The 15221-nt window shown below is 42.4% G+C and carries 12 protein-coding genes; all 12 read right to left on the bottom strand.

Annotated features, from left to right (window positions below; translation table 11 throughout):
• Positions 1-2 precede the first annotated feature (2 nt).
• Complete coding sequence (locus KCTCHS21_RS06765; protein ID WP_232058109.1) at positions 3-758, bottom strand: alpha/beta hydrolase; 756 nt, start codon at positions 756-758, stop codon at positions 3-5.
• Positions 751-1665 (bottom strand): glycoside hydrolase family 130 protein, encoded by a 915-nt coding sequence (locus KCTCHS21_RS06760; RefSeq protein WP_157993970.1) that lies wholly within the window; start codon positions 1663-1665, stop codon positions 751-753. The genes KCTCHS21_RS06765 and KCTCHS21_RS06760 overlap by 8 nt, the downstream gene beginning before the upstream one ends.
• 351 nt (positions 1666-2016) lie before the next feature.
• Positions 2017-5232 (bottom strand): glycoside hydrolase family 2 TIM barrel-domain containing protein, encoded by a 3216-nt coding sequence (locus KCTCHS21_RS06755; RefSeq protein WP_130606150.1) that lies wholly within the window; start codon positions 5230-5232, stop codon positions 2017-2019.
• 168 nt (positions 5233-5400) lie between these two features.
• Positions 5401-5775, bottom strand: a complete 375-nt coding sequence (locus KCTCHS21_RS06750) for a hypothetical protein (protein ID WP_232058108.1) — start codon at positions 5773-5775, stop codon at positions 5401-5403.
• Between the two features lie 56 nt (positions 5776-5831).
• The gene (locus KCTCHS21_RS31915; RefSeq protein ID WP_269472747.1) at positions 5832-5963 is read right to left on the bottom strand and encodes a hypothetical protein; all 132 of its coding nucleotides are present in this window, start codon (positions 5961-5963) and stop codon (positions 5832-5834) included.
• A gap of 35 nt (positions 5964-5998) precedes the next feature.
• Positions 5999-6811: a carbohydrate ABC transporter permease gene (locus KCTCHS21_RS06745; RefSeq protein WP_130606148.1), complete on the bottom strand. Its 813-nt coding sequence runs from the start codon at positions 6809-6811 to the stop codon at positions 5999-6001.
• Positions 6808-7698 (bottom strand): carbohydrate ABC transporter permease, encoded by an 891-nt coding sequence (locus KCTCHS21_RS06740; RefSeq protein ID WP_130606146.1) that lies wholly within the window; start codon positions 7696-7698, stop codon positions 6808-6810. The genes KCTCHS21_RS06745 and KCTCHS21_RS06740 overlap by 4 nt, the downstream gene beginning before the upstream one ends.
• 77 nt (positions 7699-7775) lie before the next feature.
• Positions 7776-9089, bottom strand: a complete 1314-nt coding sequence (locus KCTCHS21_RS06735; RefSeq protein ID WP_130606144.1) for an ABC transporter substrate-binding protein — start codon at positions 9087-9089, stop codon at positions 7776-7778.
• Between the two features lie 158 nt (positions 9090-9247).
• On the bottom strand, positions 9248-9970 hold the full coding sequence (locus KCTCHS21_RS06730) for a response regulator transcription factor (protein ID WP_130606142.1): 723 nt from the start codon (positions 9968-9970) through the stop codon (positions 9248-9250).
• Positions 9971-9998: 28 nt separating this feature from the next.
• Complete coding sequence (locus KCTCHS21_RS06725; RefSeq protein WP_130606140.1) at positions 9999-11795, bottom strand: sensor histidine kinase; 1797 nt, start codon at positions 11793-11795, stop codon at positions 9999-10001.
• A gap of 133 nt (positions 11796-11928) precedes the next feature.
• A complete protein-coding gene (locus KCTCHS21_RS06720; RefSeq protein WP_157993969.1) occupies positions 11929-13461 on the bottom strand; it encodes an ADP-ribosylglycohydrolase family protein in 1533 nt (510 codons plus the stop codon).
• Positions 13462-13576: 115 nt separating this feature from the next.
• Entirely contained in the window at positions 13577-15181 is a 1605-nt protein-coding gene (locus KCTCHS21_RS06715; RefSeq protein ID WP_130606136.1) for an S-layer homology domain-containing protein, read from the bottom strand.
• Between the last annotated feature and the right edge of the window lie 40 nt (positions 15182-15221).

Raw genomic sequence — 15221 nt, 5'->3', positions numbered from 1 at the left:
ATCTATATTTTACTTCCAATAAAATCTCGTTTTTTTAACCACTCTAAGCAAGAAGCTGTCCATGCTCCAACATGTGCATCGTCTGTCGCAAGCCCCATCCCATGTGGACCACTTTCGTAAATATGCAAATCAAACGGAACCTTGTTTTTACTCAGAGCCTGTGCAAACAACAGGCTGTTTTCTACAGGAACTGCTTGGTCACCCGCTGTGTGCCACAGAAAAGCTGGCGGCGTTTGCGATGTCACTTGCAATTCACTTGATAAGTGTTTCAAAAGGCGATCCTCTGGATCGGTTCCCAGCAAATTATTCATGGAAGCATTATTGCGATATTCCCCGAAGCTTATTACAGGATAACAAGCTATTAATACATCCGGACGACAGCTTGTCCGTTCAACACTATCCTCATGATCTTGAATTCCCAAATCAAAATGAGTAGCTGCCATAGAGGCCAAATGTCCACCTGCTGAAAAACCAAGAATCCCAACCCGATCCGAACTAATATTCCATTTCTCTGCGTTATGACGAACAGTTCGAATGGCCCTTTGAGCATCCAATAGAGGGGCTGGATATTTATGCGGTGAAACCCGATACTCCAGAACGAATGCGGTAATACCTAAGCTGTTCAGCCACAAGGCAATCGGCTCGCCTTCATATTCCGCAAGCCCCCCATATGCACCGCCCGGACAAACAATGATTGCCCCTGTCTGAACATTTGACTCTACAATAAAGGGGCGTAATCTATCATAATTTTCAAACACATGCTTGTATAATCTCTTGAAGATTACCCTCTGCCAGACCAATATTTGTATCTGCAGCACCATAATAAATCTTAACCATCCCGTCATCCTCAAGAATGGCATTACAAGTGAATACTACGTTCGATACTCTACCTTTCATTTCATAATCATGCTCTGGCCATAGCAAGAAGTCTCTTGTAAAACCAATCACACGAGAGGGGTCATCAAGATCAAGCAAGCACGCTTTAAGCCTATAAATAAAACCATTACACGTTTGGGAAACAGTGTGATAGATCTCGAGCCAGCCCTGCTCAGTCTTGATCGGTACAGCTCCAGCCCCCATTTTGTAACCGTCGCGAAAGGGGTTTCCTTGATAAGTAAGAGGCTTGCTTTTCCCCCAGAAAACAAGATCAGGAGAATAACTCACCCATATATAGGAAGGATTCAGTTCATTTCCGAATGGGCGGTCGAAACGGATATAGAGGTTATCCACCTTCTCAGGGAATAACGCACCATTTCGGTTGCCAAGCTCGCTTCCAGTTGTAATACGTTCGAAATTAACAAAATCAGATGTACGCAAAATTCCAATTCTCACATCATTCTGAGATAAATCACTAGCGTATAAAATGATATATTCATTTTCACTTATTTGTGTAATTCGCGGATCATACGTACAGGTTTCAGGATGTGCCGGATCGGGCGCAGGCCATTTGACCGGCTCAGGATCGGGAACAAACTGATAGCCATCCTTGCTTCTTGAAATCCATATCCGATGAATATCATCCAAGGTCGTGACATCCATCATTAGGATGTATTCGCCTTTATATTTAATCGCTCCAGGGTTAAACGTGTATAAAACGTCTATTGGCATTTGAGCGGGTGACATAATGGGATTATTCGCATATTTGGTAAGAATTCTTGGTTTCATTTTCATTTTCCTTTCTTATTTGACGCCTTCATTAAATATGGCGCGAGAATATACATTTCCACTCGAAAAGCACAAGGCGATCAAGCAAAGCCTGACCGCCTGTTTTCAACATCACCGTTATTATTTTCTAGCATTGTCTCATTATTTTTGTTCAGTAACTATTCCATTCGGCCGAATGGTATCGCTTACAACTAAATTGTATCATACCGCTGTTGGCAGCATAATGGTCTGTAATTACATTTACATTGTTCAGCTTACACGTTTCCGAATCCCCATATCAAAGGTAACGGCTATTTGCATTGTCGACAGGTGATGAATGAGATTACATCCCTGCTCCTCACTATCCAGCTTTTACTCTATCGTGATTGGCTTGATTGTAAAACTAAACTCGTACCGTCCCGGCTTCACCTGAAATTCTTCGTATATATTGCGCGTCCAACCGTTATCGCCACCAAGGCCGCTGTGGATATGGTCGATATTTAACCAAAGGCGATCGCGTTTCGGTAAGTCATCCAAATGACGTGCCTTAGCATAATCGATAATACTGTTGCGATGCACGTCCATATGGAAAGGAGCAAATGCTTCGATAATGAGTCCGGCGCCTGAGATGTTCTTCAGACTCATCCACCGTACATCCTCGCGCCCTCCCCATTCCATAGGGACGATGTAAGGACATGGTTCCTCATCCACGACGGTCTGGTACAAACCAATGAAAGCACTTCGTTTCCGATCCGAGTAATTTTCTTGCGGGCCTCGTCCATACCATGCTAGTTGGTCTAAAGATCCATCCAGTTCGAGCGTAAGACCAATACGCGGCAGCAAAGATACGTCAGGGGTGGCATCTACTCGATTTCTCACCTCTATGGAACCGTTCCCTCCAATTGTGTAGATGACCTCGCTTTCGAATCCCCCGGTCACTCCCTCCGAATGGATAACACAATTCACTTTAACTTGAATCGATATGAGGTTTGCCATATCCGTATTGCTATTGATGCTGTGAATTTGTAAACCACGAACTTGGCGAACAAGGTGGTTAAGCCCTGCTTGTTCCCATTCTTCGGCATAGGAGATGCCGTTTCGCAAGCCTAGATCGATGCCTGTTGGGGCACGGAAATAGTTTTCGCTCGCACCGGATTTTATCAGGCTGACGCCTTGGGCTGTATAATTTGAAAGCAAACCGGTGCGCTTGTCAATGGTAAGTGAAAAAGTAGAACCACGAACAGCTAGTATCTGCTCCGTCTCCGTAACATAAAGTGGCAAAAATGGAACAACATATGGAGGTAGCCTATCTTTGTTGTTTGTACTGCTTCTGATTATCGGTAGTGCAAACTGCGAGGCGGCGACCACGTGTCCACCCTTTGCCCAGAAGGTATCTTCGACTAACCGCGCAAGCAGATTGATGAACCGCTCCGAACCAGTTGAGGAAGAGCAAGCGCTGATTGCCTCTACCGGCAAAGTGAATGCTTCACTGCAGCCTGGGAGGGTGTTCGGCATTGCCATTAAACCGGATTTTACTTCCACGCCATCTGCTAAGACCGTCCAAACAAGCTCAAGGTGTTCCAGACCAGTAAAGGCGAATTTATTGCGTATGCTAAACTGCCCAGCGTCCGTATTGACTTCAGAAAAAGTGACCGGAGACTGGATCGTACGGATCTCATGAGCAGCCGGCTTAAGCTCAAGATCAGGTGAGACAACACCGCTCAGGCACATGTCGAGGACGGAGTCTGTCACGCTTTCACCGAAATCGCCGCCATAGCCCCAGACAAAAGAACCATCTGCCCGTTTGATCCGAATCGCCTTATCGGCCCAGTCCCAGATGAACCCTCCCTGAAAACGCGGGTATTTATCGACCATATCCCAGAATTTATAGAAGTTTCCACCACTGTTGCTTTTAGAGAATGCGTATTCGCACAGGATCATAGCCCGCTTTTCATTGGGATCTACCATGACCGATTCTACCCATGAAAGAGTCGGATACATCGGTACCATCAGATCGGAAATGGCCGGACCTGGATTTCCACTTTCATATTGCACAAGTCTGTATGGATCATAGTAACGAATCCAGCCAGCCATCGCTGCATGGTTTGCTCCTACACCGGATTCGTTGCCCAATGACCAGAACAAAATGGATGGGTGATTCTTGTCTCGAAGCACCATCCGCACAACACGATCCAGATAGACACCAGACCATTCGGGATCTTTCGAAAGCGCAGTTTGCACACCATGTGTTTCAAGATTCGTTTCATCTACCAAGTATATGCCAAGCTCGTCACACAGGTCATACCAGACGGGGTCATTAGGATAATGACTAGTGCGAACAGCGTTGAAGTTCAGCTGCTTCATCAAAATAATCTCTTTACGCATATGTTCGGGCGAAATGGTCCTTCCTGTATCAGGATGGTGCTCATGTCGGTTGATGCCCCGAACGATCAACCTTTTTCCGTTAAGAAGGATAACGCCTTCAGGCGACCGATCGATACGACGGAATCCAACCTTGGCGCTCTCGTAGTCGACAATGTTTCCGCCATGATCGAGTAATGTCAGTGTCAGCGTATACAAATTTGGTTCTTCAGCGCTCCATTTACGAGGGTTGTTGATGTCAGCGATTAAGATTGCTGCACCATCCTCTGGTGGCCACTCCCCATTTTCATACATAGGTGTTGCCGTTGCGACCGGAGATTCAAGCTTTTCCATTACGTCACATCCAGATGAGTCAATAAGCCTGGCATGAACAGAATAGCGTCTGTAATCCGCACTGCGGTTGACATAGGCATACACAATAAGCCGCCCATTGTGATAACTGTCATCAAGCAAAGCATGCACGCGCATATCACGCAAATGGACGGATGGCTTACTGAATAGCTTGACGGAGCGGTGAATGCCCGATAGATGCCAATAATCTTGATCTTCCACATAGGTTCCGTCCGACCATCGCATGATCTGCATGGCTACCCGATTCTTACCCAAACGTACATAGGGCGTTAGGTGAAACTCTGCATCCAGTTTACTGTCTTGCGAGTAGCCAACAAACTCGCCATTCACCCACAAGAAAAATGCCGATTCAACCGATCCGAAGTTTATGAACGTCTCCCGCCCCTCCCAATCACCTGGCAACAAAAATTCGGTTACATAACACCCCGTTGGATTGTTCTTACGGGGCACATATGGAGGATTAAGAGGCAGGTACACACCGCCAAGCTCTTCCGGATCATGATCACGCAAGTGCGGTTCAGACGAATCGTCGATTGGGAATGGGTACACAATATTGGTATAGATCGGTTTATCGTGCCCTTGCAATTCCCAACTTCCCGGTACCTGTATCGTTCCCCATCCGTTCAAGTCAAAGCTCTCTTCATAAAAACCTGTCGGAACTTGTTCCGGATTTTCATACAGTTTAAACGTCCATTCACCGTCAAGACTCAGTTTGTATATTGATGAAGTTAACCTGTCACAGCGAGTTGATTCTTCCTCTGAGGCATAAGCTCCCCAAGGACTGTGCATTGGCTCACGATTTAATTGCTGGATGCTTGGGTTTTGCCAAATGTTACCTGACATTTTTAAATTCATCTCTTGCTTTTCCTCCTTATTCGAATATCATAAGTCTAGTTCAACGAGTTGAACTAGACTTAAATTTCAAGAGGCATACCTTATACTTTTAGCCTATCATGAGGAATCCGGATTTGTTGGATTGATTCCAGCTTCATTAGGCACAAACTGCAAAAAAACCGCAGCACATTAGGCGGACAGCAAGAACAGGGGAAATTCCGCTGCCTGCGATGGGCCGCTGTACTGCTCCAAGGCCTGTGCGTATTCGGCATCATCCGTCAGCTTAACGATATCTGCGACACTTGCATAGAGATATGCCGCCCTTACTGCATGGCCTTCAATCGTATCCTGCTGTTTCACAGGCACATGCGCCTGCATGTATGTATCTCTGCCGTATAGACCGAACGGAAGGGCATCGAACTCGATAAAGCCCTTGGTCAATGCGGTCCAACCGCCATACATTTGCGCCTTGGCCTGGGGATTGCCCCGCACTTCCACAAAGAAGGTCGCCAAGGTGTAGCTCATGCCCAAACAGAATATCGGTCCATTTCTGCTCCGGTGCAACAATGGTATAGAATGAATTCAGATAACCATCCGGCTGCTGCATAGCGAAAATCTTGTTAACCGTCTTCGCAGAAATTCTGCCACAAATACGGCAGCGTCTTCTCGCGGATCCGCTCCATCCGTCCCGACCAGAATGTATCCTGAATTTTCACTTGATCAAACGGTACCGCATTTAGCTTTTTAAACATTCAACACATCCTCTACTTAATTTCTATTTCAATTCCTATTTGACCGCGCCGTTAACAATGCCTGAGAAGATATATTTTTGTAAAACCAAATAAAATATAACCATTGGGATAGCTACTAGAATAATGGCTGCAGACTGCAACGTCCAAGACGAGCCATAACTGTTCGAAAATCTCATCAATTCAGTCGTAACAACACCCAGCTTCTGGGCGGGCATATACAAGTAAGGAGAATACAAATCATTGTAAATACTTATCGTCTTCAAAATAAGAACGGTTGCCGTAGCGGGCGTCAAAAGAGGAACAATAATGGAACGGTAAATGCGGAACAGGGACGCTCCTTCCAAATACGCACTCTCATCAAGCTCATACGGGATGTTCTTAATAAACTGTAAGTAAATATAGATTTGAATCACATCTGCTCCGAGTGATAGCAAAATAATGGAGTAATGAGTATTGAATAGCCCCAAATTCTTAATAATTCCGAATGTAGCTACCTGTGTCGTAATACCGGGAATAATTAGTGCTCCTGCATAAGCTCCGAGAATTGCAGATCTTAATTTGAATTGAAATCTCCCAAGTGCATAAGCCACCATCGTTCCTAATAGGATATTTCCGGCTAGTGAGAGGACTATGATATAAGAAATATTGAAGTAGGAAAGTAGAAACCGCCCTTTCTCCAGTACCATTACAAAATTATCAAAATTAAGAAAACTGCTTGGGAGTGCATACGCATCCGACAAGGCAAACTCTGTTGGAGACTTGAATGCTGCAACGATTACGATGTAGGGTGGGAACAAGATACAAACCGCAGCGATCAGTAAGCTGATGTATTTAAGAGATCGAATCATTTCTCATCCCTCCCGAAGAAAACCAATCTTTGAGTAAGCACGAGAATGATCGTAATAATCATCAATAAAACACCCATTGCTGAGGCTAGACCGAAATCACTGTAACGGAAAGAAGTAAGAAGTGTATTCGTCACGAAGGTATCACTCATGCCTAGCGGTGAGCCTGACGGGAAAATAACAAAAGGAAATTCGAATGCCGCTAAAGCACCATTCAGGTTTAGGAAGAAACATAATTCCAAAATTCTACGCAGGCTTGGTAATGTAATGAACCGAAAAGACTGAAAGCCATTAGCTCCGTCGATACTTGCTGCTTCATATAGATCATTAGGAATCGATTGAAGCGCACCTAGAATAATGACCATCATAAAACCCAAATACTTCCACGTTGCCATAAAAGCCAGTGTATAGTTGATGATTTGCGGATCGCTAAGCCAATTCTTCGCAAGAAAATGTAAACCTGTTTCCTTCAGCACAACGTTTAAGGCACCAACTTCACTGTTCAAAAGAAAAGTGAACATGAAGGCAATAGCTACACTGTTAATGATATAAGGAGAGAATATGATTGCACGGAAGATGTTCTTTCCGCGCAGCTTGCTGTTCAATATAACTGCAAAATAAAGCGATAATCCAATTTGTATAAACCCAACAAGAAAGTAGATCAAGTTATGATTAAAGATACCAAGATACTTGGAATCACTAAAAATCCGCGTATAGTTTTCCCAGCCAATCCCCATTTTGTGTAACGAAATTCCGTTCCAATCTGTGAAGCTTATTCTTATTAAAGTGAATGCGGGATAATAAGTGAATACACCCAACAGAAGAAGGGGAAGGATTAGAAATGAGCACAGAATGATTAATTTTTGCGTACGAAACGATAGAACACCCATAAGAAGTAACCTTTCCGGCTATCTTGGGAACAGGCGATCAAGCATTGCCTGACCGCCTGTTCCCAACCTCACCCTTATTATTTTCTAGCGTCGGCCCACTTTTTATTGTATTTGTCCAGAATAGGCTGGATATTATTGTCCTTATTGAGCATGATTTCTTGCAAAATCATCGTATTTCCGATTTGAGCTTTATTAAGAATCTTATTGTAGCTATCTTGTGGCGGCAGTACACTTACAATTCGCGGATTATTAGACAAGAAATCTGCAAGTGGTGCATTTTTAGATTTCATGTCTTTAAGAGGAGGAATTAACCCGTTATGGTCCTGATAACCGGATTCCTCAATCCAGAATTTATAAAAGGCTTTAGCAGTGTCCATATTTTTACTGCCCTTGCTAATGACCAAATTCCAGCCGGGGGTCATCATCGTAACGGGCTGTCCAGAATTATCAATCGGTAAGGGGAAAAATCCGACATCTTCAGCTGGCGTTCCATCCAAGGCGGCTAACCCGTAATTTGCCAAATAGAGCATACCAACTTTTCCTGAAGCCATCTGTTTACGTAAAACATCCCAATCACTGGAAAGTAAATCTTTCTCGAAGTAGCCTTTATCAACTAACTCTCTAACGAATTTAAATCCCTTCACTAAAGAGTTTTCATCTGTATAGGGGGTATTCGTATTGACCATCTGCTCAAACACTGCTTGAGAATCAGCTGTTTGTGCAAAAGCAACAGTCTCCCATGTACTCAAAGGCCAATTGCTTTTTAGCATACTACCGATTGGCAATACACCTTTTGCTTTCAAAGTTTCCAATACACTAATGAATTCATCATAGGTTTTTGGAGATTCCGTAACACCTGCGTCAGCAAATGTTTTCTTGTTATAGAGCACACCTGTTACATATACACCTTCACTTATAGAGTAGGCGTGTCCCTCGTACTCGGATAAAGGAAGATATGACTTCCCAGCATAACCCAAGTCATCAATTGGGGCATAAAAATCAGGCCATAAATCAGTGCTCGGTGTAATGATCGTGTTCATGTACATAACGTCAGGTGCTTCATTGGAAGCCAATCTGATTTTCAGCGTTCCTTCATAGTCTTTAATGGGTTCAATGACAACCTCAGCATTTGGATATTTCTCATGAAATTTATCCGCATATTCCTTGAGCTTGTCGTCCATATCCGTACGATTAATTGCAAATGTAATCTTTCCTTTAATCGTATCAGCCTCTGTCGGAGTTGATGTTTCCGCTGTTAATGCTGATTCGGTAGGAGAGTTACTGGCACTAGCTGTTTGCTTATTCTTATCGGCTTCATTATTTCCACCACAAGCGGTTAGTAAAGTTAAAGCTAGAATAGTTGTCCCTACAGCGCTTATTGATTTTTTCATATAAAGCCTCCATTTTTTATTATGCAACAATCCATTCGGCCGGATGGTATCGCTTACAACTGAATTTTATCATAGCGAATCAGCAACCATAATGGTCTGTAATTACATTTATATTGCTCGGATTACACGTTTTCTGATCCCCTAATAACCGTCGCAGTTTATTGTTTGTTTCGATATTCTAATGGCGTATATCCATTCAATTTCTTAAAAAGCTTGGTGAAATAAGTTGAGTCATTGTACCCGATTCGTTCTGCAATTTCGTAAATTTTAAGTTCCAGTTGGTTAACGAGAAGCTCTTTCGCCTTCTGCATTCGCGTATGGATTAAGTATCCTGTCAAGCTCTCGCCCGTCTCAATCTTGAACAGACGTGACAGGTAATTTGGATTTAAGTGTACAAGCTCTGCCAGTGCAGACATGTCCAATTCGGAATCATAGTGAGCTGATATCCAATTTTTCACCAATCTAATCGCCTTATTCTTATCTCCATCTATTTGTGTAATGACCAAAGGCTGCTTTGCTTGAAGAATACTTGATAGCTTCTCATTAAGCTCATCCGGATCTACCGGCTTGAGAAGATAATCAATGACTCCATAACGCATGGCTGTTCTGGCATAATCAAATTCAGAAAAGCCACTAACAATAAGACAAGGCAAATCCGGATAATGGAGCACGACTTCCTTAATGAGCTCCAGCCCATCCATACAAGGCATTTTGATATCTGTAATAAGCAAATCAAATTGCCCCAACAATGTTGAATCTAATACCTCTTGGCCGTTATTAAAGGTGGCAATTACATGATAATTATCGTTCATTTCGCTAATAAGCTTAGTCATACCGAACAGGATGGTGTCCTCATCGTCTACCAATGCAATATTTAACATGATGTATCCCCTCTCTAAGTTGATCTTCTTACTTCAGCAATACATGGCTCTTAACAGATGGAAGCTTCAAAAATACGATTACACCTTTATCCAACTCACTTTCAATAGTTAAGCCATACTTAGTCCCATAATGAAGCTTAATACGTTCGTTTACATTGTGTAATCCAATCCCGTTGCCCGTATCTCCCTTGTCGTTAGGAGCCACATTACCCAGCTGAATTCGGCTATTCAATTTCTTTACCTGCTCGGGTGAGATGCCAACACCATCATCTTCAAATAAGACGTAGTAATATTCCCCTTCCATTTTTGACGAAATCGTAATGGTTCCCTGCCCTGATCTCTTCTCCAAGCCGTGAAAGATCGCATTCTCAACGATGGGCTGAAATACCAGCTTTATCATGGCATATTTCTCAAGCTCAGGATCGATAGCGATAGTTAAGTGATAACGATTTTTGAATCGATAATTTTGAAGTTTAATGTAATTGGTCAGATGCTCTAGCTCTTGTTTGACGGTTACGATTTCACCACTTTTAATGATGCTATATCTCAATAATTTACCTAGGAATAGGGCCATCTCAGATACTTCTCTATCCTCATTAATTAAAGCCTTCATTCTCAATGTCTCTAAAGTGTTATATATAAAATGAGGATTGATCTGCGCCTGCAAGGCTTCCATTTCGGCTTCCTGTTTTCGAAAGGATGCAACCTGGACATCGTTTATCAATTCAACTATTTTCTTGATCATTCGATTAAAGTTAACGCCCAATATACCGACTTCATCCAAGAACCGCACAGGGAAACTGACCATGAAATCACCCTCCTGCACTTTCTTCATTAAGCCAGTTAATACCCGCAACGGTTTAGTGAACGCCCATGAAATCAATATGGAGCTTAGCAGGGTAACCAAAAGAATTACGGATGTAACAATCATCGTAGAGTTTCGAATCTTATTCGCTTTGCTGAATAACTCTTTTGTTTTTACATAGACATATACCTTCCAGCCTAGCTTCTGAGAAGATAGATAGATGCTATAGTATTGCTCCCCATTTTTCTCGATATGAAAATTACCCGAAGCATTCGGCGATTTCTCGATACTTTCTTTATCTCTCCAATTACTTGAGATATTTTCGTAAGCGCTATCAAAAATGACGCTATTTTGCTCATCTACAATAATCGTTTTGCCACCCGTAATCTGATCCAGATGTTTGAAGTAAGCTTCCACCGTACTTAGATCCGTTTCTACAGCGACAAAACCAATTGGTTGATAGGTAGTCAGATCGATAATATCTCGCACCATCGTGAGAATATACTTGGTTTTGCCTGAATCTGTTTTAACAGCTTGCGTATTAATCAATACAGCGGAACCGCTCTGATTACGAGCAATTTGCTTGAGCTTGTCATAATGTGTAGCAGCTTCCTCGTTGCTTCCAAGACTGTTGTGATAAAAGGAGTTTCCATAATTATCAAATATATAGACCGCATTCGTTCCTTTTTTCATCTCTGACATCAGGCGAATATAGAAATCAATTCGGATATCCTTTTCAATGCCTTTTTCAGGAGATGCTAGATAGCTTTGAAGCTCACTTGAGTACATGGGGATTTTCGTGATCATTCTCATGTCATCAATATAATCCTCAATTTTATTGAGAACCTCCATGGAGGTTTGTGATACATAATCAGCTGTATTTTGTTCAATGGACTCCCTGTAATAGTTGTAAGAAACGATAGCAGAAATCGTTATAGGAATAATCAACATAAAAACAAAAATAATAACGAGCTTCTTAGACATACCAAAGCTGGAAAATCTAAATTTGAACTTCTTCACGATCCACCTCTTTATTCGCTTTTATCGTTTAATCTATTAAACCACGAAGTTGGTGAATAATTAAGTAAAACGTATACCGCCGTCCTTAGGACGGTAGTACACGTTTATATCGAGCAATCAGATGAGGTTAAAATTAATTACCAGTATTCAATAGTACGATTGGAACGATCCCTTTCGTAGGACGCCCTACAGATGTCATTTCGATTAAGAGATCGTATCTCGGTTGATTTAATTGATGAGCCGTTAGTGTAAACTCTATTTCGGTCGTTCCAATGTTGCAATGATAATGCTCCAGAGGAACGCTAAGATGGGTTCCAGGGGTTACTTCCCATTCTGCTGGAACATGCCATTTCACCTGGATAAACTGTTGCATGAACAGATTATTTTCGATAACTAACTTGAATGTACGAGGTTTCCCAGCACTCACTATGGGGTCTTGTCCATAATCTATGAAAGCATTAAATATGGAAAAATCGTATTTAACCCCAAATGGGCTTAGGGATAACGTATCCTTGAAGCTTTTATTTTTCCATGCATTAATGCGCACAGGATGATCAAACAGTTGATCCCCTTCGTTCATCTCAACTTGATAGCCTTCTCCAGCATGAAGCAGATCACAATACTCTGTACCAAGGAATGTAGGAGCAAGCCTGAGTACGCGCTCAGTCAGCTCTCCAACGGTGGTAGGGATTCGTGTACCCTGATCACATACATTTAGGGTAATCGTCTTAATTGTATCTCCAATGGGATCTAACCATTTCGATGGGAGCCCTTCTTTGCCAAGAATAATCCCGAGAATGGAGCCAATTGTTGCCGCTGTACAGTCTGTATCTTCACCACAGTTAGTCGCAATGCAAATGCTTTTTTCGAAATCCCCTTCTCCGTATAACCAGCCAATGATCATGATGCCTACATTGCTTGGCGCATCATAACCGATCGGTCCAACGGGTACATCATCCTGTTGTGGATCAATTGCCGAAGTACTAAGCAATCCGAAGCTTCCAGGGACAGCTGTTAATACATTTATTCTTGCTTCCTGCCAGGTAACTCCTGATTGATAGGATTCAATTGCAGTTTTCACAGCCTTGGCAACACCAGACTCCTCAGGGATATAAGATAAGCCTATTGCTATTAAACGATACGTATCGCTTTCTACGAACGCCGCACTCTCAATCGCAGCACAGAACACCTCGGCATATACACCCTCATGACTATGATCGACAATTGCATCCTCATAGGCATATTTTGCAGCAATTTCCGGATGACCTGGTGCCAAACACGCCCAAATCTCTGAACGTATAAACGCTCCATTGCTATCGCGGTAAAGATTATGATAATAGCCAGATAAGGGAGGTACTAATCCTGCTCGCAGATTATTCTTCCCCGCACCATATTCACCCATATTAGGTGAGATATAAGATATCCAGTATTCAGCAAGTATACGAGCGTTTACTGCAGTTCCGTATTTCTCAGCTGCATTTAACCATATGAGCTGTAAGTCTAAATCATCATTCGGCAGAGGTTCACCATATAGTTCTTGCGTATAAAATGACACATCGAATACACCGCGTTTGCATTCAAACGGAGCACCCAATGTACCTCCAATATTTTTCCCTAGCCAACAGCCTTCCAATTTACTTCTGTAGTCTTGTAAGCTTAGCTTCACTGTCTTTCCTCCTTCTATTGGTAGCGCATTCAAATAAAATATTATCATATCCATTTCGACGTCATAATGGTCTTACCTTACATTAATAGTCTTCAGAGTACGGAAATCTGTTGTATCACCTTACTGTCAGTAAATTCATAATCGCCTGTGCCGCTTCTACTCGAGAAGTAGCGGATTTGGGTTGAAATACATTTCCCGGTTTACCCTTCATGAGTCCAGTAGTGAGAGCCATATGTACGTCCTCTCTAGCCCAGCTGGATATGCCGCTATCATCTTTAAAGGTATCACGTGCATTCACGGGCTGTACTTCTTGTTTATTTTTCCATTTAAATGCTCTTAAAATAGATGCGGCCATTTGCTCGCGCGTCATCACTGCGTCCGGCATAAATCGCTCCTTGGATACGCCATTGACCAAACCGGTTGTATACGCAGCTTCAACATCTTTAGCATACCAAGCATCTGAAGTAACATCGACGAACGATGAGCCTTGAAAGCTTGATGCCTTAAGATCAAGTGCTCTTACTAACAGTGAAGTGAACTCAGCTCTAGTCGTTGCTTTATTGGGATTGAACTCTTCAATCGTCACACCATTAACAATATGCTTAGCAGCCAGAATCTGTATTGTACGGAAGGCCCAGTGCGTAGAAGGTATATCACTAAAAGACTTATTATATTCCACTAGCGCATATTGACTTAGATGAGTAAGTGTAGCAGTAACTGTTTCTGTTTGAGCATTAACAATGGAATCTATATATTCCCAATTAGTAAGATCGCTGTTGATATAATATATACCTAGAAGCTTAGCATCGAGCACATTGCCCTTATAAGAGAATATTAGCTCTACATTTGACCCCACTTGTTCAGCGATTACTTGGTGTCCATTAGTCGCTTTAAGGCTGATACTGACGTCAAACACTTCTCCGACTATATTCACCTTGGCCTTATTTTTCTTCAATACAGTTTCAACAGCATTTATATTATCAACTGGAGGGAACATTACCTCCAATAAGGCTCCTTCACTATTGCCTAATTGCTTCTTCAAGGCTTTCAGCAACTCCGCCTTTATGTTAATTGTCAGAGAGCCAGTACGAATACTAACCGGTAACTCTCCAATTTCGCGAATAGGAATAGAAACTGACCTTCGATTCGCTTCAACATTCACTACGGCTATTGAATCTTGTATCTTCACAATAGTTGTACCGCTGACACTCACGCCATCATTGGGCGTTGATATTTCAACAGAGTTAACAGTAACTTTGGTAGCCGTATTAGAAAGCTGTGTAGTAGACATGAGTTGGCTGTTAATTTCTTTCACTGAAGTCAACGTAATGTCGGCTATACCCGAAGCCACTGCCTTAAAACGCAATGTACATAATGTAGCTGTCCCACTGTCACCTTGAGCTTGACCAATTTTTGTACCCGCAAATGTAATTTTGCCTTGCTGCACAATAGGTTCAATAGCAAATCCTCCAATAGAATTTACCGCTCCTTGAAACTGTAAGAGACCAGTATCATAAGATACGTTAACTTCATATCCGAACAGATCCATGAGCCTATTTCCACTAATCGTAATCGTGAACTCGTCGCCCGCTATTATCGTTGAAGAGGAGGGCTGCAACGAGTAAGAAGATGATGAAGCTGCGAAGACATGTACGGAGAAGAGGGTTGTAAAAAGTAAAGAAATTACTGCAAATAGAGATATCCATCTCGTTATTTTCATTCAATATCTTCCTTTCATTTAGCAGAGAGAGAGAGATCCC

The sequence above is a fragment of the Cohnella abietis genome (genome assembly GCF_004295585.1).
Classification (GTDB): Bacteria; Bacillota; Bacilli; order Paenibacillales; family Paenibacillaceae; genus Cohnella; species Cohnella abietis.
The sequence above is the reverse complement of the archived record's forward strand: the minus strand, read 5'-3'. Positions and strand labels throughout refer to the sequence as shown.